Genomic DNA, 19,979 nt, shown 5'->3' on the forward strand with positions numbered 1-19,979 from the left:
GATATTACTTCTTAAGAATAAGCTTGTTGTAAGCAAATAGCAGAATAAACGCACCGATAGTGGCGGTGATGATAGTCGCGATGTTAAAGCCCGATACTGAGCCTAAGCCTACCAATGAACCGATAAAGCCACCTACGAAAGCGCCACCGATACCCAACACAATGGTAAGAATCCAACCCATTTTATCTTCGCCAGGCATCAACCAACGCGCCAATGCACCAGCCACCAAGCCTAAAACAATCCAAGCAATCCAACCCATAGTCGTTCCCCTTTAAAACCGAATATTGTTTTTAAAACTGAGGCTGCGCCCAAAACCTCTCGCTGCCTGAGCCTTCAATATGAGCTTCAGAGGCTGAACCCATACTTAATAGGGAGAGACAATGATTGAGATGACAAAACATGGGGATTAAAGGCAACAAATCTGCAATAAAAACACCATACAATGATTAGGGTTATTGCAAAAGAAAATTTATTTGCTAAGTAATTGATCTAGAACGGTAAAAGCGTCTTTTTGCCTTTACGGGTATACCCCCCACTTCTATGATCATTTTACCTATAAATTATTAGCCCATAGCATTTAAAGGAACATTCGTGCTAAGAACTCTTCAACAACTTGGCCGCTCCATGGTTGGCAGTTTGCGAGACTTGATGCCCATTGTGGCAGTCATTCTGTTCTTCCAGTTTTTTGTACTCCAGCAACCCCTGCCCAATGTCGGCCAACTGATGATGGGGGTCGTTTTTGTGGTGCTGGGTTTAACCTTTTTTATTCACGGCTTAGAGCAGGGCCTCTTCCCTATTGGGGAATCCATGGCGCACGCCTTCGCTCGCAAAGGCAGCTTGTTTTGGTTAATAGTGTTCGCCTTTTCTTTGGGCTTTGGCACTACCGTAGCCGAGCCTGCACTCATTGCCGTTGCGGCTGAAGCTGCTGAAGTTGCCGCTACCGGTCAAATGATCGAAAACAGCTTGGCAGCCAAAAGCGAATACGCCAATGGCTTGCGTTATACCGTCGCCTTTTCAGTTGGCTTAGCGATTGTGATTGGTGTGGTGCGTATTTTAAAAGGCTGGCCAATTCAGTGGATTATCATTGGCGGCTATATCATCGTGGTTATTATGACCATGTTTGCCCCCCGTGAAATCATCGGCATTGCTTACGATTCTGGCGGCGTTACCACCTCCACCATTACCGTGCCTTTAGTTACTGCACTCGGCGTTGGTCTAGCATCCTCTATTAAAGGGCGTAACCCAATGATCGATGGCTTTGGTTTAATTGCCTTCGCCTCTTTAACACCTATGATTTTTGTTATGGCCTACGGGATGCTTATCTAATGGAAATTTTACAGCAGATTTGGGATGTCACCCTGGGCACCGTTACCGATGTATTGCCCATTGCCGCAATTATCTTTGGTTTTCAGTTTGCAGTTATTCGTAAAAAGCCTGCCAATCTCGGTCAAATACTTTTTGGCTTTGTATGGGTTCTTGTTGGCTTATCACTCTTCCTCTTAGGTTTAGAGTGGTGCTTATTCCCGCTGGGCCGCTTAATGGCCGAACAGCTTACCGACCCGAATTTTATACATGCCGGTAAAGCTGTAGTAGATGCCGCCAGCCAAATAGATTGGACCGATTACTACTGGGTGTACCTCTTCGCCTTTTTGATTGGCTTTAGTACCACCATTGCCGAACCCTCACTCATTGCCGTTGCTATTAAAGCGAATGAAGTTTCTGGTGGCGCTATCGGTATTTGGGGTTTACGCCTTGCCGTTGCCCTGGGCGTGGCGATTGGTATTTCACTCGGCTGTTATCGTATTGTGGTGGGCGACCCCATTCACTGGTATATCATCAGTGGCTATATTGTGGTGGTCATTCAAACCAGCTTTGCCCCCAAAATGATTGTACCTCTAGCTTATGATTCCGGAGGTGTTACCACCTCTACCGTTACCGTTCCTTTAGTGGCAGCATTAGGCCTTGGTTTATCCGAAACGGTGCCGGGTCGTAACCCATTAATTGATGGTTTTGGTTTAATTGCTTTTGCCAGCCTGTTTCCCATGATTTCGGTCATGGCATACGCGCAAATCAGCGAGTATCGTGCTCGCGCAAAATCGACCGATGAAGAGTCGGCCGAGTCGTCGACCTAGGAGCTCACTATGCACTTTAAAATGATTGTAGTCTTCGTAGAAGACGATAAAACCGATGATGTAATGGATGCCGCACGCCAAGCGGGCGCCACCGGAGCTACGGTTATTAACAATGCCCGCGGGGAAGGCTTAAAGCAAAGCAAAACCTTTTTGGGCTTATCAATCAATAGCCAGCGCGATGTTATTTTGTTCTTAGTCGAAGAGCATTTAAGCCGACATATTTTGGAAGAAATTAACCGTATAGGTGAATTCGATTCAGCCCCTGGAACTGGAATTGCCTTTCAAATTGATGTGGAAGATGCCGTTGGCGTTGCCCACCAAGTGGAAAAACTGACCTCAGAAGTGGAGGAGCTGTTGTAATGGAAAAGAAAGTAATTAACGCTCGTCAGGTAATGCACAGTAATCACCTGGAGATCGATGGCAAGGCGACAGTTAAAGAGGCCATCGCCTTAATGCGCGCCAACCAAAGTGATGTTTTGATTGTACAGAAACGTGATGAGCATGATGCCCTAGGTATTGTTCTATTATCAGATGTCGTAAAGAAAGTTCTTGCCAAGGACAAAGCACCTGAGCGTGTAAATGTTTACGAAATTATGTCTAAACCAGTAATACCTGTAGAAGCCGATCTTGATGTTCGCTATGTTGCCAGAATGTTTGATCGATTTGGCATCTCTAATGCGCCCGTCGTTGATAAGGGCGAAGTCGTTGGTGTCGTTAGCTACAATGAGCTCATTTTTAACGGCTTATGTGAATTACTGGATTAGCAATCAATTGCCTGCCGTAATCATCAGGGCTGAGTATCGGGCTTATGACAAGCCCCGCATTGACGTACCGGCCCTGATTCTTTTCCCATATGTTTCAAATCTCGATGGCAATCACGGCATAAACCGTGAAATTGTTCTTCTACTAACAGATTAACGGTTTCGTCTTCCTTGTGGCATTGATAGCAACCGTATTGCCTACCTGTACCATCTACATAATTATGATGGCAATTGGCACAACCAACTTTATTGTGATCTTTGTGGGCAAAGTAAACCTCCAACAGAGGCGCCTCACGCAAAGACTCTTTTCTGGCCGATAAAAAAGCACTCGCCAGAGCTGCAAAAATTAACAACAAGCCAGCTGCCCAACTAATTTGCCGCCACATACAAGCCCCCGCTAAACAACACACAAAGCAGTACTAAACCGATAAATAAAGTAGGTTTTACCGATGTGCCCACTTGGCTATGAGCTTTAGAATCACTATCAAATAGGATCTTGCTGAAAGATAACTTAGGCCCTAGTCGATTTAAGGCGTAGTAGGAAACAACCAATACAAACAGCAAGGAAAAGAGGGCCCAGGCAGCGTAGCGATCAAAATAAAAGCCTGCGGCCACTACATGATATAAGCAGGCGACTAAAGCCAAGATCGACAATAAGGCATGACTAAAACGAAACGATAAGAAACCACCATGTAAACGCTGCTTTAGCGGGCGTATAGATGCCAAACACAGATATACAAAGAACAACCAAGCTAACCATGCACAAAGCATATACCAGGGCGAGCGCAAGCTTAGATATTCCCAAGTCACAGGCTCCAATATTAAAAAGCCAAAGCCATGGATACTGCTGAGTAGCAGCAACGCGAAGGCCAACAAGCGATGCCACCAATAAAACAAATCGCCTTTTAGTTTTGGCCAACTTCTTGGCCTGGCCCTTTCAATAAACAGATAAATACAAAGCCCAAAGGCGACAAATCCAACTCCATTGAGTAGATCCCAATAGCTACCCGCAAGCATTGGCCTGAAAAACAATAGAGACAAGTACGGCATAAACAAATAGACGCACAAGCCGCCCAAGAAAAACAGCAATAGAGGCAGCGTTTTATGTTTTACCGATTCAGGCTTTTTATTTTTATATGTCATTCGACCTATTTTTATTGTAAATAAAACCCCCTGTCAAGCAGAGGGTCTTTTCTAACTCACTATGAAGTCAGTGCTGACTTAAGTAGCACGCGGCAGTGGCGACTCTTCGCTTCTAAAGCGCGCTTTGGCCCTTTCAGCTAACATAAACAAGCTTGGCACCAATATCAACGTTACCGTTGTGGCCAGCAATACACCAAAGGCCAAAGAAATCACCATCGGTACTAAGAACTGTGCCTGGGTGCTGGTTTCAAACAGAATCGGCACTAAACCAACAAAGGTCGTCACAGAGGTGAGAATAATCGCTCGGAAGCGATCTCGCCCAGCCTGTACCACCGAATCATAAACGCTTTCACCTTGAGCTCTTAACTGATTAATTCTATCCAGCAGTACCAAGTTATCATTGACCACAACACCCGAGCAGGCAAAGAAACCGAGGAAGGACATCATGCTGATTTCACGCCCTAAAATCATATGCCCAACGATGGCCCCCATAAAACCAAAAGGTACGGCGGTGAAAATTAAGAACGGCTGCCAGTAAGATTTAAAAGCGACCGCCATAATGGCCAATACAATCAGCGAAGCAATAAAGAAATTAAGCAATATTGAAACCATAAATTCTTGCTCTTCCTTCATACCCTCAGAAAGATCGAGTCGCAAGCCAGGATATTGCTGGCGCCACTCTGGATAATGCTCCTTCATAATCGCCTGTACGATCTCGCTAGGAACACCCACACCTTTTTTCACATAGGCACGAACCTTAACCGAGCGTTTACGATCTTCACGTTTAATATGAGAATAGCCCGGCACATAGTCCACAAAGGCTACCGCCTCGAGTGGAATCTCGCGTTGATCGCTAGTACGAATGCGGACATCGCTTAAATGGTCGACATTATTACGCTCTTCTTTGGGGTAACGCACCATAACTCGAACATCTTCGTTACCTTTAGGGATACGCTGGGCTTCAGCGCCATAGAAGCCTTGTCGTACTTGGCGAGCAACATCACTTAAGCTAAGACCGAGAGTTTCGGCATAGGGTTTTAAACTTAGCTGAATATCGCTGCGGGCCGATTCAATGCTATTACGCACATCGTACACACCGGAATAAGACAGCAATGCCTCTTCCAATTTTGCGGTAACATCATTAAGAACTTCTTCATCATCACTAGGCGCTGTTAGCAATAAGCTAATATCGGCGCCGACGTCATTAATAGTCGCATCTAAGGTGATTTCTTCAAGCTCGGGTAACGGCCCGACCAATTCACGCCAGCGCTTTACAACCGCATCGGCTGAAACATTACCACCGTGATCTGCGAGGGAAAGCGAGACAACGATATTATTTCGCCATCCCCAGGTTTGCATGTCTTTGATAACCGCATCGCCACCAGCTTCACCAAACAACTCGGTATCTTTTTTAAGCTCTGGAACCGCGCCCTCGACACGCTCAATAATGGAATCCATCGTGCGAAACGGTGCACCCTCTGGAATCTTCATCCGCAAGCGAACAAAATCCGAGGCCACTACCGGCATAAAGGATTTGCCTACCCAACCACCGACAAATACCGATACCGATAAAAAGAAAGCAACGATAAAGACTGCAACAGTGGCTCCGTTATGCTGCAACATTTTTTGCAGGCTCGTTTTATAGTAGCGATCGGCTACATGCTCCAATCCTTTGGCAACTCCCTGACGCCAAACTTGAAAGCGGCGCATAAAGCCAATCCGACTTTCTTTCTCTGGCTTCATATGGGCCAAATGCGATGGCAAAATCAGCAGTGATTCAACCAATGAAAACAATAAGCACAGGGTAACAACAGCAGGAATACCAAAAGAAATTTCGCCCATTGCACCGGGAATAAACAACATCGGTGCAAAGAAAATAATCGTAGATACCACTGCCAAAATTACCGGCTTACTCACCATTTTGGCGCCGCTAGCCGCCGAGGCATTTCCGATCATGCCGGCCTGCTGCCTAGAATAGACGCTCTCCCCCACAATAATGGCATCATCCACCACGATACCCAGCACTAATAGGAAAGCAAATAAGGACAGCATATTCAGGCTCACGCCCGTCATTGGCAAGAACCAAAGCGCACCTAAAAACGCTACGGCAATTCCTAAAGTAACCCAAGCCGCTAAAGCAGGGCGCAGGAATAGCATCAGCACAACAAATACCAAAACTAAACCCGACAAGGAGTTGTTCATTAGCAGATTGAGCCGGCCTTCAAAAAGAGTCGACCAGTCACGCCAAACAACCGCGTGCACACCAGGCGGAAGTTGCGACTGAACATTTTCTACAAACTCACGCACTTCTTCAGCTGTTTCAACAACATTTGGATTATCGGTTGCATAAACTTCAAGGTAAACAGCTTTGCGGCCATTCAAGCGGGCAATTAAATTCCACTCTTCTAAAGTTTCTTTAACATCGGCCACTTCACCAATCGTTAACTCAGAGCCATCTTCTTTACTGCGAATCACAATGCTTTCAAAATCATCCACTGTGTAAGCTTGTGCTCGAGTCTGAACCTGTAGGTCACCATTTTTTGAACGAATTGAACCTGCACCTAAGTTTAATGAAGAGCGCCTTACCGCATTCACCACATCTTCAAAACGCAGACCATAACGACGTAGTTTCTGCTCAGAGATTTCAATCGCCATCTGTTCTGGGCGCACAGCCTCAAGGTCAACCAAGGTCACCGCTGGCAGTAAAGAAATTTCATCTCGCAACCATTCGCCTGTCGCTTTTAAGGCCGTATCGTCAACTTCGCCATAAATACCGATACTTAAAACTTCAATCTTTCTTTTATTCTCGCGAACTTCTGGGCGCTCGACATCGGCAGGAAAGGTAGTAATAGAATCAACACGGGTTTTAACATCATTTAATAAAACCTGAGTATCGTATTCATTTTGCACTTCGATGGTGACCGAGCCGCGACCATTGCGCGCACTGGATTCAATTTTTTTGATGCCTTCCAAGTCGAAGATTGCCTGCTCGATACGCTTAACAATCTGCTCTTCAACTTCCTTAGGGCCCGCGCCAGGGTACGGCACAGAGACACTGAGAGATTCTGGTGAGGCATTAGGAAAGACTTCACGATCAAGGCGGTTATAGTTATAGATACCACCAATAATAATCGCCACCATCAACAGGTTGGCAGCGATGGGGTTTTCAACAAACCACTGGACGAGTCGATTCATTAGCTATCGGCCTCCGCGTTATTCTCTGCGGGCTTTTCTTTAGCCACCTCACTGCTATCGGCGTTCTTAATTTCTACTTTTTTGCCTGGCACCAAGTACTGCTGATTCGCAGCAATAATGTTATCGCCAACATCTACCTCACCAGTAACCCAAGCTTTATCATTTCTAACCTTGAGCACCTTAATGGTTTTACTAACAACTTCACCTTTATCATTAACGGTGTAGATCAGGTTACGTTTGTATAAGGCCTTGCGAGGAATTTCGATAACGTTTTGCAGTAACTTGCCGGCAATTTGAGCTTCCACAAACAAACCAACCATTAATGGCGCTTCTTGCTCGGCCGAATAAGGCGCTTCTACTTCGGCTACTGCATAATATAAACGCGTACGAGTATCTAAACTGGCATCGGTACGAGCGATACGAGCCTGCCAAGTACGAGGAATACCCGCAACCGTGCCGAACAATTCTACTTTGGCGCCCTCACTAAGCTCACCTCTGGCCACGCCAAGTGGCAATTCAACCAAGCCTGCTTCCGCATCCGTTAATGGCAAACGAACCTCAACTACCGAAGTATCAAAAGCTTTACCAAGTTGTGTACCCGGGCCAACATACTGGCCAAGGTCCACACTGGTGCTGCGCACCAAGCCCGAAAAAGGCACACTAATTTTGGTACGACGCAGATTCAGCTCAGCCTTCTCAAGATTGGCTTTGGCGGCATCAAGGCTAGCCTTGGCGGCGGCAATTTGTGGTTTACGTAAAAATAGATCGTTTGCTTCATCGTTGCCGAGGTTACGCCACTCACGCTTCTTTTGACGTGCTTGACCGCGCTCTGTAGCCAAGCGCTGTTCGGCCTCTGCAACTTGAGACTTAGCTTGTACAACCGCAAATCGATAATCGCGAGGATCAATTTCTACTAAGGTTTCACCAGCAGAAATTTGACCACCCGCCACAAAGGCAGGATTCACTTTCACGATACGCCCTGAAACCTCAGCGACCAAGCTAATCTCACGGCGTGGAGCCACTGTACCTTGGCTATGGACACTTAGGCGGTGCTCACCAGGCTGAGCGGCAACAACGCTTACTTCAGTAGGTTTGGGCTCTTCTTTTGGCTGGGGCTTTGATTTGGGCTTCATGGTTGCCACGGCGAACACCACAGCGCCTCCGATCAGCAAAATAAGTAGGGGCAGGAATTTGCTCATGCGCGAGCGAACAGCTGTATCGGCCACTAGAAGTCGTCCTCATCTCTTTATATTGTCGTTATATCGTCATTCTCACTCGGAAACCACACCGAGTATAGGGCTAACGTTAAAGTGTAACCCCACCCCAACGTTAGCGGCGGGATTTTACCCTTCTTCACATAGCTACCATAACGCTTCACAGTAAATGCCAAGCTAAATGCGATAAACAGCCATATTCCCGCGTTAAAAACAAGGCTGTTGCCCACCCCCAGAATGCCGCATAATGCGCCGTCCCCAAGGGGCTGCGACCAGCAAGCAAACGCTGTCGCAAAGCGAAGGAAGACATAAGAGAGACCATAGATTCGATGATCAATATTAATGCCCGTATTGCCGAGGAATTATCGGTAAACGCTCGCCAGGTAGAGGCTGCTGTAGATTTATTAGATGAGGGCGCCACTGTTCCCTTTATCTCCCGGTACCGTAAGGAAGTCACAGGTGGCCTAGATGATGGTCAGTTGCGTACCTTAGAAGAGCGCTTGCGCTACCTAAGAGAGCTGGAAGACCGGCGCTCGGCGATTCTAAAAAGCATTAATGAGCAAGAAAAGCTCACTCCAGAGCTGGAAGCCGAGATCAACGCCGCCGACACTAAGAATCGCCTGGAAGATTTGTACTTACCCTATAAGCCTAAGCGCCGCACCAAAGGCCAAATCGCCAAAGAAGCCGGTCTTGAGCCATTAGCTGATAGCCTACTGGAAAACCCCAACCTCGCCCCCGAAGAAGAAGCGCAAAAATACCTTAATGGTGACAGCGAGGAAGGGCAAAAGATTACTGATATCAAAGCTGCTTTGGATGGCGCCAAGTACATCCTGATGGAGCGCTTTAGTGAAAACGCCGAGCTACTAGGCAAGCTGCGCCAATTCTTAAAAGATGAAGCCAACCTTAGTGCCCGCATCATGGATGGCAAAGAGTCTGAAGGTGCCAAGTTTGCCGACTACTTTGAGCATGATGAGCCATTAGGCAGTGTACCTTCACACCGTGCACTAGCTATGCTTCGTGGTCGCAACGAAGGCATCTTAAGCCTAGCAATTACCGTAGGCGACCCGGATGATCGTTTAGCGGCGCACCCTTGTGAGGCCATGATTGCCGATCACTGGGAAGTAAAACCCCAAGACCGCGCGGCCGATAAATGGCTATCAGAAGTTGTACGCTGGACTTGGCGCGTTAAGTTACTTACTCACCTAGAAACCGATCTGCTAGGTGAAATACGCGAAGCCGCCGAAGAAGAGGCCATCAAAGTATTCGCCAGCAACCTTAAAGATCTACTGCTGGCTGCCCCTGCTGGCCAAAAAGCAACTATTGGTTTGGACCCTGGCCTGCGTACCGGAGTAAAAGTAGCGGTAGTCGATGCCACCGGTAAGGTTGTTGACCATGGCGCTATCTTCCCAACCCCACCACAGAACAAAATCCGTGAAGCAGAAGCGGTAATTGTAGCGCTTTGTAAAAAGCACGATGTTGGCTTGATTGCGATCGGTAACGGCACGGCTTCGCGTGAGACCGATAAGTTTGTTGGTGATGTACTGAAAGCCCACAAAGATATCAAAGCACAAAAAGTCATGGTTAACGAAGCTGGCGCCTCGGTATATTCCGCATCGGAAGTAGCCGCCAAAGAATTCCCAGATTTGGATGTAACCATTCGTGGCGCGATCTCTATTGCTCGTCGCCTGCAAGACCCCTTGGCCGAGCTGGTTAAGATCGAACCCAAATCCATTGGTGTTGGCCAGTACCAGCATGATGTTTCCCAAGCGCAATTGGCTCGCTCACTAGATGCAGCTGTGGAAGACTGTGTAAACGCCGTCGGCGTTGAAGTGAACACTGCATCTGCCAAGCTTTTAGCCGCAGTTTCTGGCCTTAACAGTAGCATTGCTACCAATATCGTCGATTTTCGCGACCAGAACGGTGCCTTTCAGAGCCGTGAAGACCTGAAAAAAGTTAGTCGCTTTGGCGCCAAAACCTTTGAGCAAGCTGCAGGCTTCTTGCGGGTCGCTGGTGGTGATAACCCACTGGACGCTTCCGCTGTACACCCTGAATCCTACTCAGTGGTCGAAGCGATTGCCGAGAAGAACAACCGCCCTATTCATAATCTAATGGGCGACTCAGGCTTCCTAAGAGCCCTAAAAGCCGCCGACTACACCTCCGAAGCATTTGGTTTGCCCACAGTAACCGACATTATTAGCGAATTGGATAAACCCGGCCGCGACCCCCGCCCTGAGTTTAAAACAGCTCAGTTCCAAGATGGCGTAGAAGCGATCAAAGACTTGGTTCCCGGCATGATTCTGGAAGGCACAGTCACCAACGTCACCAACTTTGGCGCCTTCGTAGATGTTGGCGTCCACCAGGATGGTTTGGTGCATATCTCCGCCCTATCCAACACCTTTGTTAAAGACCCTCGCGAGGTGGTTAAAGCCGGAGACATCGTAAAAGTGAAGGTGATGGAGGTAGATGTACCTCGCAAGCGTATTGGCCTATCAATGCGTCTTGATGACACCCCAGGAGAGAAAGAGTCTGGCCCAACTGGACAGCCGCGTCGAGGCAAGGGTGGCGGCCGCCCAGACCGCAGCCAGCAGCAACGCTCTTTTGGGGGCGGCAAAGGTGGAGGCCAGCAGAAGCAAGGCGGCGGCATGGGCTCCATGGGCGCATTGCTACAGCAGGCGATGAAGAGCAAAAAGTAGGCCTTAAACCAAGCCTTTACAAAACTTAAGTTCAGCGCCCCTTCATGCTCGCCAGCCCAGTATTAACAAGGGCTGGCGACTAGCCGTAAGCCACAAAACAAGGTATAAATTCACCGCACTGGAAGCCGTATATAACAATAAGCGAGGAACGCTTGCTACTTTCCTCGTCTAAACCAGCAAGAAGCCAAAAAGGTAAGCTAAACAGGGGCAACCGATAGCGAATCCAGAACGGCTAAATGCAATACTATTGAGACTTGGAGCAAACCATGACCGAAGAGAAAGAAGTTCAGGGTGAGGTTATTGAAACCACCGAGAGCACCGCAAGCAGCGAAAGTGCTGAGAACACTAAGGCTGAATCAAGCACTAATGAGCAAAGCAGCCAAAACCAGAGCCAAAGCGAACAACAGCAAGAAGCGCCAAAACAAAGCTATGAGCCTGCTGCTCCAAGCCAAGAAGAACGTAACTGGGCAATGTTCTGCCACCTGGCAACGATGAGTGGTTTTATCATTCCATTTTTCAGCGTTATCGGCCCTTTGATTGTTTGGCTGATCAAACGTGACGAATCTGAGTACGTAAACTACCACGGCAAAGAAGTGCTGAACTTTCAAATCACAATTGCCATCGCAATGTTTGTCAGCATTATTTTGATGGTGATATTTATCGGTATTGTCACCGCCTTTATTGTGGGTATCTTTTGGTTTGTAATGTCCATAGTCGGCGGCGTTAAAGCCAGCAGCGGCGAATACTTTGAGTATCCGTTTACACTGCGCTTAATCAGCTAAGAATCCCTTAGCTGCACCCCAAAAAAAGGCGAGCCATATAAGCTCGCCTTTTTTGTGCCCGTTATTCATGAGCACCCAGGACAATAACATCAAGAACCTCGGGAGATTCTAAATCTAGATTTAAGCGCCAGCTTTTAAAAGTTGTTAACCTTAGAAGCATTTACTATTTGACAGGATTATGATCATTGCATAGGCTAAACATAACTTAAGGAATTGGAATGGACTCTAATACAAACAGTTTTCAAACCCCAAAGCAAACAAGGAGCAGTTTATGCAAACTAAGCTAAAAGTCGCAATTATCACCAGCATTCTTTCATTTTCCAGCGCAAGCGCCCTTGCAGCCTTATCCGGCAGCGAATCCGAGAAAGCTATTTCCGATGCCAAAAACAGCTTACAACTTCCAACCAACAACAGCGCAGAAAAATACTGCCGTAAAGTACGCAACTCTCTATATGGCAAGTTTCGAAAGAAGTGCCGCACAGTTGCCGAATGGGACGCCTGGATAGCCGTCGTCGCCCCTAAAGTTGAAAAGCAATGGCAGGTAGCTGGTGCAACAAGCCCCCGAAAAGGTGGCAGGCAGCATTCCCAATCAGCTTGGCATGTGACAGATAACGTACGCTAATCCAATTTCACCATCTATGTATTTATTAGGGGCTGTTTATGAATAATTACATTAAAGTTGTAGCTTCTACCGTCATTCTTTCAATTGGCAGCGCAAGTGCCCTTGCAGCCTTGTCTGATAATGAAACCGACAAAGCTATTTCGAACGCAAAAAACAGCCTACAACTTCCTGAAAGCAACTCTAGTCAAAAATACTGCCGCAAGGTACGCAACTCCCTATATGGCAAATTTCGTAAGAAGTGCCGCACAGTTGCCGAATGGAATGCCTGGATTGCCGTCGTAGCCCCTAAGATAGAAAGGCAGTGGCAGCTTGCCGGCGCAACTAACCCACGAAAAGGTGGTACTGATCTTGACCGAGCAACTCCGATTATTCCCGAGCCGTTCAATCGATAAATATCAAAGCTGAAAAAGGAATTCCCTATGAAACATTTTTTAACAGCAGTATTTTTAATGGCAATTGGTGGCTCAAGCTTTGCCATGATTCCCAATGAAGCAAAGCCGTCTGCAAGCGAATCTCAGGAAGAGAAAATCTGCCTAGTTGTACGTAAATCTATCTACGGAAAATACCGCAAGAAATGCAAAAATACTCAAGAATGGTTGAGCTTTATTGCTCAGTACGGCCCTAAAATTGAGAAGCAGCTTGCCAACACCGGAGCGACTCGCGGCCTCAATGGAAATGCCACTTTCGGCAAAGTTTACCTAGGTGCCAGCAAAGAAAAGTAAAACCGAAATAAAGTCCCAGCTATGTCGAGCTGGGTCTCTGCTAATCTTTTTTGCTAAAGATGCTTAGGCCATCACGGTTTAATTCTTCGCATTAAGCAAAATAAATAATTGTAGGAATTGATTGCGGATATAAGCATTTCCATTTTTGAGATGTCAAAAGCGATAAATAGAAAGGATCTACTATGAAAAATACGACTTTAGTGACGACTGCCATTTTAGCCCTAGGCCTGAGTGCCACAAGCTTTGCTGGTGAAGTAAAAGGAAGTGAAGAAACCATCTGCAAAAAGGCAAGTAGCTCTATTCATCAGAAGCCTTCTCGCAAATGCATGACGGAATCTGAGTGGAAGGTTTGGACAGCAAAAGCGGAAAAACAAAAGAAACGCCAACTACAGTTAGCCGAAGCAGGTGGCAACAAATACTACCCGAAAAAGGCCAATAACCTTCAAGAACAAAAGCGTCAGCTTGCAAAGGTCCAGTAAGATCGAAGCCCTCTTTTAATTAAAGAGGGCCTGCCGAGCAAAACATAGGCCGCTTATGCCAAACCTTGGCTAGAGCGGCTTAGCTTCCAATTATGTATCCACACCCCCGTTAAACAACAGGCGATCGCCAAAATATAAGCTGCACCATATATCGGCCCAGACACCTTATAAATCGGCCCGTAAATTACATATTCCAAGCCCATATACAAAGCGATACCAAGTAGCGCACCCCATATATAGGGCATTGGGAAGCGCGCAAAATAATAGCCTGCAAATAGACTAGGCACTCCCATTAGTAGTACCACACCCTTATAGTCCAAGGGCAAAATAGAGGCCCAGAAACCCGCACCAAACAGCAATATTGCGCCAGCCAGGTAAGCCACCCATTGATTCTTCATACATCACCCGCTCATTTTTAAGCTTCACTTGGATATTATGTGGCCAGCTGCAATTGAGGGCTATTAGACTAAACGCTAATTGCTCTGCTGGGATTCCCCCGCCGGCGGCCATGGAGTGCGCAACAATCGATCGCCAGCAAAACTACCAATGTACATAAAGTCTCCCATCACCTGAGCAACCGTACCTGCCCCCATTGGCGAACCTGCTTGCTGTAATAAAACTTGTGTCTGCATCGTTTCAGGATCAAGGGCAAGGATTTCAAAGGGGCCGGGGCAGGAACCCACACGAGTTTCCATGCACTGCTGAGCACCTGCCAAATCAAAGGTTTGTGAAGCTACCAATAATCGGCCATCTCCCGACCACTGGATATTATCTGGATGTGAGGCATCGACACTGGCCAATACTTCACCACTGCGCCAATCCACTTTATGTACTTGATTATCTGCCCAACCACTAACAAACAGATAGTTGAATGCAGGATCTACTTGAATGCCATTTAAATAGGCACCACGAAAATTACCCACCTTGGTAAAACTTCCACCATTATCAGGCTTCCAATGCCACACCCAACCTGTTTTAAAACCCAATAGGCCCTGCAACTGCGGCCAATTAATCACCCCCAAAGAGAAACCTTCGCGGGCAAACATATGGGTACTAAAAAAGCTACCGTCGGGGCCCGCGACAACATCATTAATATAGCTGTTATCCGGCATCTCCACACAACCCTGCCAACTAATCTGATAATTTTCATTGGCACGGCGAATTAAAAAAGATTCAACAGCTTCTCGACCACCATGATTGACCACTAATAATCGCTGAGTGTTTTCGTCTACTTGACTTAGGTGGATACCATGAGGTGATAATAACTCTCCCGGTGGTTTACAGTCTGGCTGCCCCCAATGCTCCGAATCAGCCTCGGTGAAATCAGGAAAGATTTTTAAATGTTTCGCTTTAACATCAAAAAATGCCAAAGAGCCCGGCGTATGCTCCCCCACCGCTCCCATCTGACTAACTACTAAGGTTCGACCATCCCCCAAGGCTTCCAAATCTTCTGGGTTTTGAAAACCACAGAACACCTTGCGATCCCCAACGGAGTTACAATCTGTTATATAGGGCTGAGTTTCAGAACATGCCGCCAAAGCTAATACTGTTAGTAAAAGAGAAAGACGAAAGATAGAAGCTTGCTGTATTACCATTATTATTCTCGTTATTGCCTAATCCTTAGGCTTTGCAGTGTATGACACTTCTATTGGTATAACAAAGTATCCGTAACTAAATAACCTCACTCTTCAGCTTAGATGTCTCTACTCGTGAAAACCACAAAGGCAAGAATCTAGCTTGGGGCAGTGATTTGGAGCGACTAGGCTCCTGACAAAACCTTTTGGAAAGGTTTTGGGCTTGGCCGAAGGCTGAGCGCCTGGACGGCGCGAATCCATGGAACGGGTGGCTGCATGGATGCAGCATTGGAGAGGAAAAGCACTGCCCCAAGCTAGATTCTGGTCAGTAGTCACCCCAAGCAACAGTAGGTAAAAAACGCACAGGAGTGCGTCCACAAGTGATGACGCCTAAGCGTCAACACTTGTGCGAGCCCGCTTTAGGCAAGCAGTTTCACACAACTGCGCCAGCCTAGAGCGGGCGACGTTGCTAACAAAATAGGAATTTGTTAACAACAGTAAGTAAAAAAGCGCACAGGAGTGCGCCACAAGTGATGGCGCCTAGCGTCAACACTTGTGCGAGCCCGCTTTAGGCAAGCAGTTTCACACAACTGCGCCAGCCTAGAGCGGACGACGTTTCTAACAAAAATAGGAATTTTGTTAGCAACAGTAGGTAAAAAAAGCCCCACAGATCGAAACCTGCAGGGCTTTAGCGTGAAACTGTTTTCGAAAAATTCGCAGTAGTATTTACAAAACTCTGACTGGGAGCTTATTGCTCCACAAATGCCCGCTCAATAACATAATGCGCTTTCTGGCCATGACGAGACTCCTTAAAACCATGGCCATCTAAAATTTCGCAGGTTTCCTTTAACATACTAGGACTGCCACAAATCATAAAACGATCATCTTCTAAATTAGGCTTAGGCAAACCTAAATCATGAAATAATTTACCCATACGCATCAAATCTGTAAGGCGACCATTATTGCGGAAGGATTCGCGAGTTACGGTTGGATAATAGAGTAATTTTTCACGCACTTCCTCGCCGAAAAATTCATTATTAGGCAACTCGTTTTCTATCACATCTTGATACGCTAGCTCGGATACATGGCGCACACCATGAGTCAGAATAATTTTATCAAAGCGCTGATAAACATCCGGATCTTTAATGATGCTCATAAAAGGCGCTAAGCCCGTACCGGTACTGATTAAGTATAGGTGCTTGCCTTCTAACAAATGATCAGCAACCAGAGTGCCGGTTGGCTTAGTAGAAAGCAGAATCTCATCACCGACCTCAATATTCTGCAAACGAGAAGTCAGAGGGCCATCTGGCACTTTAATGCTGAAAAACTCTAATTCTTCATCGTAGTTTGCACTGGCAATACTATAGGCACGCATCAAAGGCTTACCCTCAACTTCCATACCCATCATCACAAAATGGCCATTTTCGAAGCGCAAGCTTTGGCTGCGGCTGGTATTGAAGCTAAACAAGCTATCATTCCAGTGGTGCACTCGGGTGACTCGTTCACGAATCAAACTGGCCATAATGGATTCTCCAAGACATTAATTTCATGGACTACAGTCTAGAGACCTATCCATTAACCGTAAAATGGGTTATTTTTCTATTGCTTATCGATTTTTTAAATATAGGGCCGTCTGGCCACATCTAACCAACAACAGAGATACACCAAATGCGCTTCAGTTTGCGACAGGTAGAGGTTTTCTTGTGCACCGCTCAGCTGCAAAACATCAGCCTGGCCGCAAAACAGCTGAACCTTTCTCAGTCTGCTGCCAGCTCCGCTCTGCGCGAACTAGAGCAACAATTTGGCCTTCAGCTGTTTGATCGTGTCGGCAAGAGATTACGGCTCAACGAGAACGGCATCGCCTTGCGGCCACAAGCTCAGGAACTGATCAGCAGTGCCGAGCGGCTTGAAAGTAGTTTTAAAGGCCAAGCGGGTCTCGGAGATCTGCGAATTGGGGCAACCTTGACCATCGGTAACTACTTAGCCGTACCCCTGGTGGCTCAATATATGAATGATGCAAAGCAGCGAGGCCAGGAAGCGAAAATAGACCTACATGTTGCCAACACGGACAACATTGCCAAACAGGTGCTTAATTATGAGATGGATATTGGCTTGATCGAGGGAGAGTTTAATCATCCATTGCTACGCAGCCAATTTTGGCGAGAAGATGAGTTACTCATTGTAGCCAATCCTAAACACCCTTTCGCGAAGGAACAGGCATTAGATGATGAACAGCTTTTATCACTTCGCTGGATAAGTAGAGAACATGGCTCAGGCACCCGCCAAGCTTTTGAACATGCTCTTCATGGCTTGCTTCCACAGCTTGATATCACCATGGAGCTTGAACATACCGAAGCCATTAAGCGCGCTATCGAGGCGGACTTGGGCGTCGCCTGCCTCTCCCGCTTAGCCGTGCATGAAGCGCTAAACCGCGGTAGCCTTATACAACTACACGCCCCTCATCGTGATTGGCGCCGGCGATTTTATTTTGTGTTTCATCGCGATAAAGCCATTAGTCACTCACTGGAACACTGGCTAAATCTATGCCAAGCTGAGACTTCTAACTAAATAGAATTTTGCACCCTATGAGTTTTCGCACGATTACTTTCTTTAGCTTTGGATTAATACTGAGCACTCTAGTGTCAGCTCATGGTGTTTATAAATATAAAGATAAGCATGGAAATTGGGTTTTTACCGATAAAAAGCCTAAACATAGTGCAGAGCTGATAACTCTAAAAAAATCACCTCGACAGTCACGCCACCACCCCTGGCTAGAAGAAGTTAGAAAAGATGGTAAACGCCAGCTTTTTCTACATAACCCTGTCCATGCACCATTGCAGTTTTTCTATAGAAGTTCAGAACTAGGTGAAAAAACAATTCAATTCAGCGCCGAAGGAGCCGGGCAGTATTTATTAAGAGAAGGGCAGCGTTCTTTTGGAGACCTTAAAACAGGCTGGGCTATTGGAAAAGGCAACATACGGCACAGTCAGGATATCTATCAACTGCCTTTTGACAGCAAAAAGCGCCTATTGATATCCCAAGGTTTTAATGGCCGCTTTTCCCATACCGGCCGAGGAAATAGATTCGCCTTAGACATCGCAATGGAGGTTGGCACCAATATTGTTGCCGCTCGCTCCGGCATCGTCGCTATTGCCAAGGATGATTATCATATGGGGGGCGCTAAACGGTATTTTCTAGATAAAGCCAATCACATTACCATCTATCACAAAGATGGCAGCTCAGCAGTTTATGCTCACATCTTACAAAGTAGCGCCAAGGTTAAACCCGGCGATAAAGTAACAGCCGGACAAATTATCGCACGCTCAGGCTCATCCGGTTATTCTACTGGGCCACATTTGCATTTTGTAATTCGTGGACTGGAAAACAATCGAGTCCGATCTTTTCCCTTTCGCTTAAAGAATAGAGATGGAAAAGTACTCCACCCTAGAGCTGGTCAAAAAATCTAACACAGAACAAGCCCGAGCCTCGCTGCAAGCAAAAAAAACCGGAGCTTTTAGCTCCGGCTTTTTACGTCCTAGGCTTTGCGTAGCAAAACCTAGTCCAATTAGATCTCACCGTTTTCATAGCGCTGAAACATATCATCCAAGCTGATTGGCTTAATCTTGCTAGCATTACCAGCTGTTTCGAAAGCTTCGTAACGTGCGATACAAATGTCTTTCATCGCATCTACAGTTTTCGCCAAGAATTTACGTGGATCAAATTCGCTGGTATTTTGCGCCAAGAAGCGTCGTACCGCACCGGTTGATGCCAAACGTAAATCAGTGTCGATATTTACTTTACGAACACCGTGCTTAATACCTTCGCAGATTTGCTCAACAGGCACACCATAAGTTTCTGGAATTTCACCACCAAACTCATTGATTACTTTCAGCCACTCCTGAGGAACAGAAGAAGAACCGTGCATTACCAAATGAGTATTTGGAATGCTTTGGTGAATCGCCTTAATGCGGTCGATCGCCAAAATATCACCTGTTGGTGGACGAGTGAACTTATAAGCACCATGAGAAGTACCGCATGCAATCGCCAGAGCATCTACCTTAGTTTTAGCAACAAAATCAGCAGCTTCTTCTGGGTCGGTTAGCATTTGATCGTGGCTTAATTTACCTACCGCACCAATGCCATCTTCTTCACCGGCTTCACCGGTTTCTAAAGAACCTAAACAGCCCAGCTCGCCCTCTACTGAGACACCACAAGCGTGAGCCATATCAACAGTGCGACGAGTTACATCAACATTGTATTCATAATCGGTTGGGGTCTTGCCGTCCTCGCCCAAGGAGCCATCCATCATTACTGAGCTAAAGCCCAATTGGATAGAACGCTGACATACCGCAGGAGAAGTACCGTGATCCTGGTGCATACACACAGGAATATGTGGAAACTCTTCGATAGCGGCCAAAATTAAGTGGCGCAAGAAAGGCGCACCGGCGTATTTACGTGCACCGGCTGAGGCCTGCACAATCACCGGCGAATCAGTTTGATCAGCCGCTTCCATGATGGCACGCATTTGTTCCAGGTTGTTCACGTTAAAAGCGGGAACGCCATAACCATACTCGGCGGCGTGATCCAACATTTGGCGCATGCTTATTAAAGCCATAATCTTCTTCCTATAATATTTGGGCCCACGCTATCCCTAGGGGCCTT

General features: G+C 46.7%; 21 protein-coding genes. 12 read left to right on the plus strand and 9 right to left on the minus strand.

Going from position 1 to position 19,979, the window contains the following annotated elements:
• Nucleotides 1-4: 4 nt before the first annotated feature.
• Entirely contained in the window at nucleotides 5-259 is a 255-nt protein-coding gene (locus Q1A08_RS04015; RefSeq protein ID WP_299770068.1) for a GlsB/YeaQ/YmgE family stress response membrane protein, read from the minus strand.
• Between the two features lie 332 nt (nucleotides 260-591).
• Between Q1A08_RS04015 and Q1A08_RS04020 the strand changes: the two genes are divergently transcribed.
• Genes Q1A08_RS04020 through Q1A08_RS04035 form a run of 4 tightly spaced genes read left to right on the plus strand, consistent with a single transcriptional unit; the run spans nucleotide 592 to nucleotide 2,896 of the window.
• Nucleotides 592-1,326 (plus strand): DUF1538 domain-containing protein, encoded by a 735-nt coding sequence (locus tag Q1A08_RS04020; protein WP_299770070.1) that lies wholly within the window; start codon nucleotides 592-594, stop codon nucleotides 1,324-1,326.
• The gene (locus tag Q1A08_RS04025) at nucleotides 1,326-2,132 is read left to right on the plus strand and encodes a DUF1538 domain-containing protein (RefSeq protein ID WP_299770072.1); all 807 of its coding nucleotides are present in this window, start codon (nucleotides 1,326-1,328) and stop codon (nucleotides 2,130-2,132) included. Before Q1A08_RS04020 ends, Q1A08_RS04025 begins: the two co-directional genes overlap by 1 nt.
• Before the next feature lie 9 nt (nucleotides 2,133-2,141).
• Nucleotides 2,142-2,492: a P-II family nitrogen regulator gene (locus Q1A08_RS04030; RefSeq protein WP_299770075.1), complete on the plus strand. Its 351-nt coding sequence runs from the start codon at nucleotides 2,142-2,144 to the stop codon at nucleotides 2,490-2,492.
• Nucleotides 2,492-2,896, plus strand: a complete 405-nt coding sequence (locus Q1A08_RS04035; protein WP_299770076.1) for a CBS domain-containing protein — start codon at nucleotides 2,492-2,494, stop codon at nucleotides 2,894-2,896. The genes Q1A08_RS04030 and Q1A08_RS04035 overlap by 1 nt, the downstream gene beginning before the upstream one ends.
• 23 nt (nucleotides 2,897-2,919) lie before the next feature.
• Here Q1A08_RS04035 and Q1A08_RS04040 read toward each other — a convergent pair whose 3' ends face one another.
• The 4 genes from Q1A08_RS04040 to Q1A08_RS04055 form a co-directional block, all read right to left on the minus strand.
• Nucleotides 2,920-3,279, minus strand: coding sequence for a cytochrome c3 family protein (locus Q1A08_RS04040; protein ID WP_299770078.1), 360 nt, complete (start codon nucleotides 3,277-3,279; stop codon nucleotides 2,920-2,922).
• Nucleotides 3,263-4,036 carry a ferric reductase-like transmembrane domain-containing protein gene (locus Q1A08_RS04045; protein WP_299770080.1) on the minus strand — a complete coding sequence of 258 codons (774 nt, stop codon included), beginning with the start codon at nucleotides 4,034-4,036 and terminating at the stop codon, nucleotides 3,263-3,265. The genes Q1A08_RS04040 and Q1A08_RS04045 overlap by 17 nt, the downstream gene beginning before the upstream one ends.
• Before the next feature lie 78 nt (nucleotides 4,037-4,114).
• Entirely contained in the window at nucleotides 4,115-7,231 is a 3,117-nt protein-coding gene (locus tag Q1A08_RS04050) for an efflux RND transporter permease subunit (RefSeq protein WP_299770083.1), read from the minus strand.
• A complete protein-coding gene (locus Q1A08_RS04055) occupies nucleotides 7,231-8,457 on the minus strand; it encodes an efflux RND transporter periplasmic adaptor subunit (RefSeq protein ID WP_299770085.1) in 1,227 nt (408 codons plus the stop codon). Before Q1A08_RS04055 ends, Q1A08_RS04050 begins: the two co-directional genes overlap by 1 nt.
• 317 nt (nucleotides 8,458-8,774) lie before the next feature.
• Here Q1A08_RS04055 and Q1A08_RS04060 point away from each other — a divergent pair, with 317 nt between their 5' ends.
• The 6 genes from Q1A08_RS04060 (at nucleotide 8,775) to Q1A08_RS04085 (ending at nucleotide 13,743) form a co-directional block, all read left to right on the plus strand.
• Nucleotides 8,775-11,138, plus strand: coding sequence for a Tex family protein (locus tag Q1A08_RS04060; protein ID WP_299770087.1), 2,364 nt, complete (start codon nucleotides 8,775-8,777; stop codon nucleotides 11,136-11,138).
• Nucleotides 11,139-11,404: 266 nt separating this feature from the next.
• Entirely contained in the window at nucleotides 11,405-11,920 is a 516-nt protein-coding gene (locus Q1A08_RS04065) for a DUF4870 domain-containing protein (protein WP_299770088.1), read from the plus strand.
• Between the two features lie 271 nt (nucleotides 11,921-12,191).
• Nucleotides 12,192-12,542 carry a hypothetical protein gene (locus tag Q1A08_RS04070; protein ID WP_299770090.1) on the plus strand — a complete coding sequence of 117 codons (351 nt, stop codon included), beginning with the start codon at nucleotides 12,192-12,194 and terminating at the stop codon, nucleotides 12,540-12,542.
• Nucleotides 12,543-12,580: 38 nt separating this feature from the next.
• Nucleotides 12,581-12,934 carry a hypothetical protein gene (locus tag Q1A08_RS04075; RefSeq protein WP_299770092.1) on the plus strand — a complete coding sequence of 118 codons (354 nt, stop codon included), beginning with the start codon at nucleotides 12,581-12,583 and terminating at the stop codon, nucleotides 12,932-12,934.
• Between the two features lie 27 nt (nucleotides 12,935-12,961).
• On the plus strand, nucleotides 12,962-13,264 hold the full coding sequence (locus tag Q1A08_RS04080) for a hypothetical protein (RefSeq protein ID WP_299770094.1): 303 nt from the start codon (nucleotides 12,962-12,964) through the stop codon (nucleotides 13,262-13,264).
• Between the two features lie 182 nt (nucleotides 13,265-13,446).
• Complete coding sequence (locus Q1A08_RS04085; protein WP_299770096.1) at nucleotides 13,447-13,743, plus strand: hypothetical protein; 297 nt, start codon at nucleotides 13,447-13,449, stop codon at nucleotides 13,741-13,743.
• Between the two features lie 53 nt (nucleotides 13,744-13,796).
• Here Q1A08_RS04085 and Q1A08_RS04090 read toward each other — a convergent pair whose 3' ends face one another.
• The 3 genes from Q1A08_RS04090 to Q1A08_RS04100 all read right to left on the minus strand — a co-directional run bounded on the left by Q1A08_RS04090 (nucleotide 13,797) and on the right by Q1A08_RS04100 (nucleotide 16,839).
• The gene (locus Q1A08_RS04090) at nucleotides 13,797-14,141 is read right to left on the minus strand and encodes a hypothetical protein (protein WP_299770098.1); all 345 of its coding nucleotides are present in this window, start codon (nucleotides 14,139-14,141) and stop codon (nucleotides 13,797-13,799) included.
• Nucleotides 14,142-14,216: 75 nt separating this feature from the next.
• Nucleotides 14,217-15,338 (minus strand): hypothetical protein, encoded by a 1,122-nt coding sequence (locus Q1A08_RS04095; RefSeq protein WP_299770100.1) that lies wholly within the window; start codon nucleotides 15,336-15,338, stop codon nucleotides 14,217-14,219.
• Between the two features lie 727 nt (nucleotides 15,339-16,065).
• On the minus strand, nucleotides 16,066-16,839 hold the full coding sequence (locus Q1A08_RS04100; RefSeq protein WP_299770102.1) for a ferredoxin--NADP reductase: 774 nt from the start codon (nucleotides 16,837-16,839) through the stop codon (nucleotides 16,066-16,068).
• A gap of 146 nt (nucleotides 16,840-16,985) precedes the next feature.
• Between Q1A08_RS04100 and Q1A08_RS04105 the strand changes: the two genes are divergently transcribed.
• Together Q1A08_RS04105 and Q1A08_RS04110 are read left to right on the plus strand one after the other, a co-directional pair.
• The gene (locus Q1A08_RS04105) at nucleotides 16,986-17,885 is read left to right on the plus strand and encodes a LysR substrate-binding domain-containing protein (protein ID WP_299770104.1); all 900 of its coding nucleotides are present in this window, start codon (nucleotides 16,986-16,988) and stop codon (nucleotides 17,883-17,885) included.
• A 17-nt stretch (nucleotides 17,886-17,902) separates the two neighbouring features.
• Entirely contained in the window at nucleotides 17,903-18,784 is an 882-nt protein-coding gene (locus Q1A08_RS04110) for a M23 family metallopeptidase (protein WP_299770107.1), read from the plus strand.
• 98 nt (nucleotides 18,785-18,882) lie between these two features.
• Here the strand turns inward: Q1A08_RS04110 and fba are convergent, their stop codons facing one another.
• Nucleotides 18,883-19,932: a class II fructose-bisphosphate aldolase gene (fba, locus tag Q1A08_RS04115; protein WP_299770109.1), complete on the minus strand. Its 1,050-nt coding sequence runs from the start codon at nucleotides 19,930-19,932 to the stop codon at nucleotides 18,883-18,885.
• Nucleotides 19,933-19,979 lie beyond the last annotated feature (47 nt).

Origin of the sequence: uncultured Pseudoteredinibacter sp., assembly GCF_947500695.1 — a bacterium.
Lineage (GTDB): Bacteria > Pseudomonadota > Gammaproteobacteria > Pseudomonadales > Cellvibrionaceae > Pseudoteredinibacter.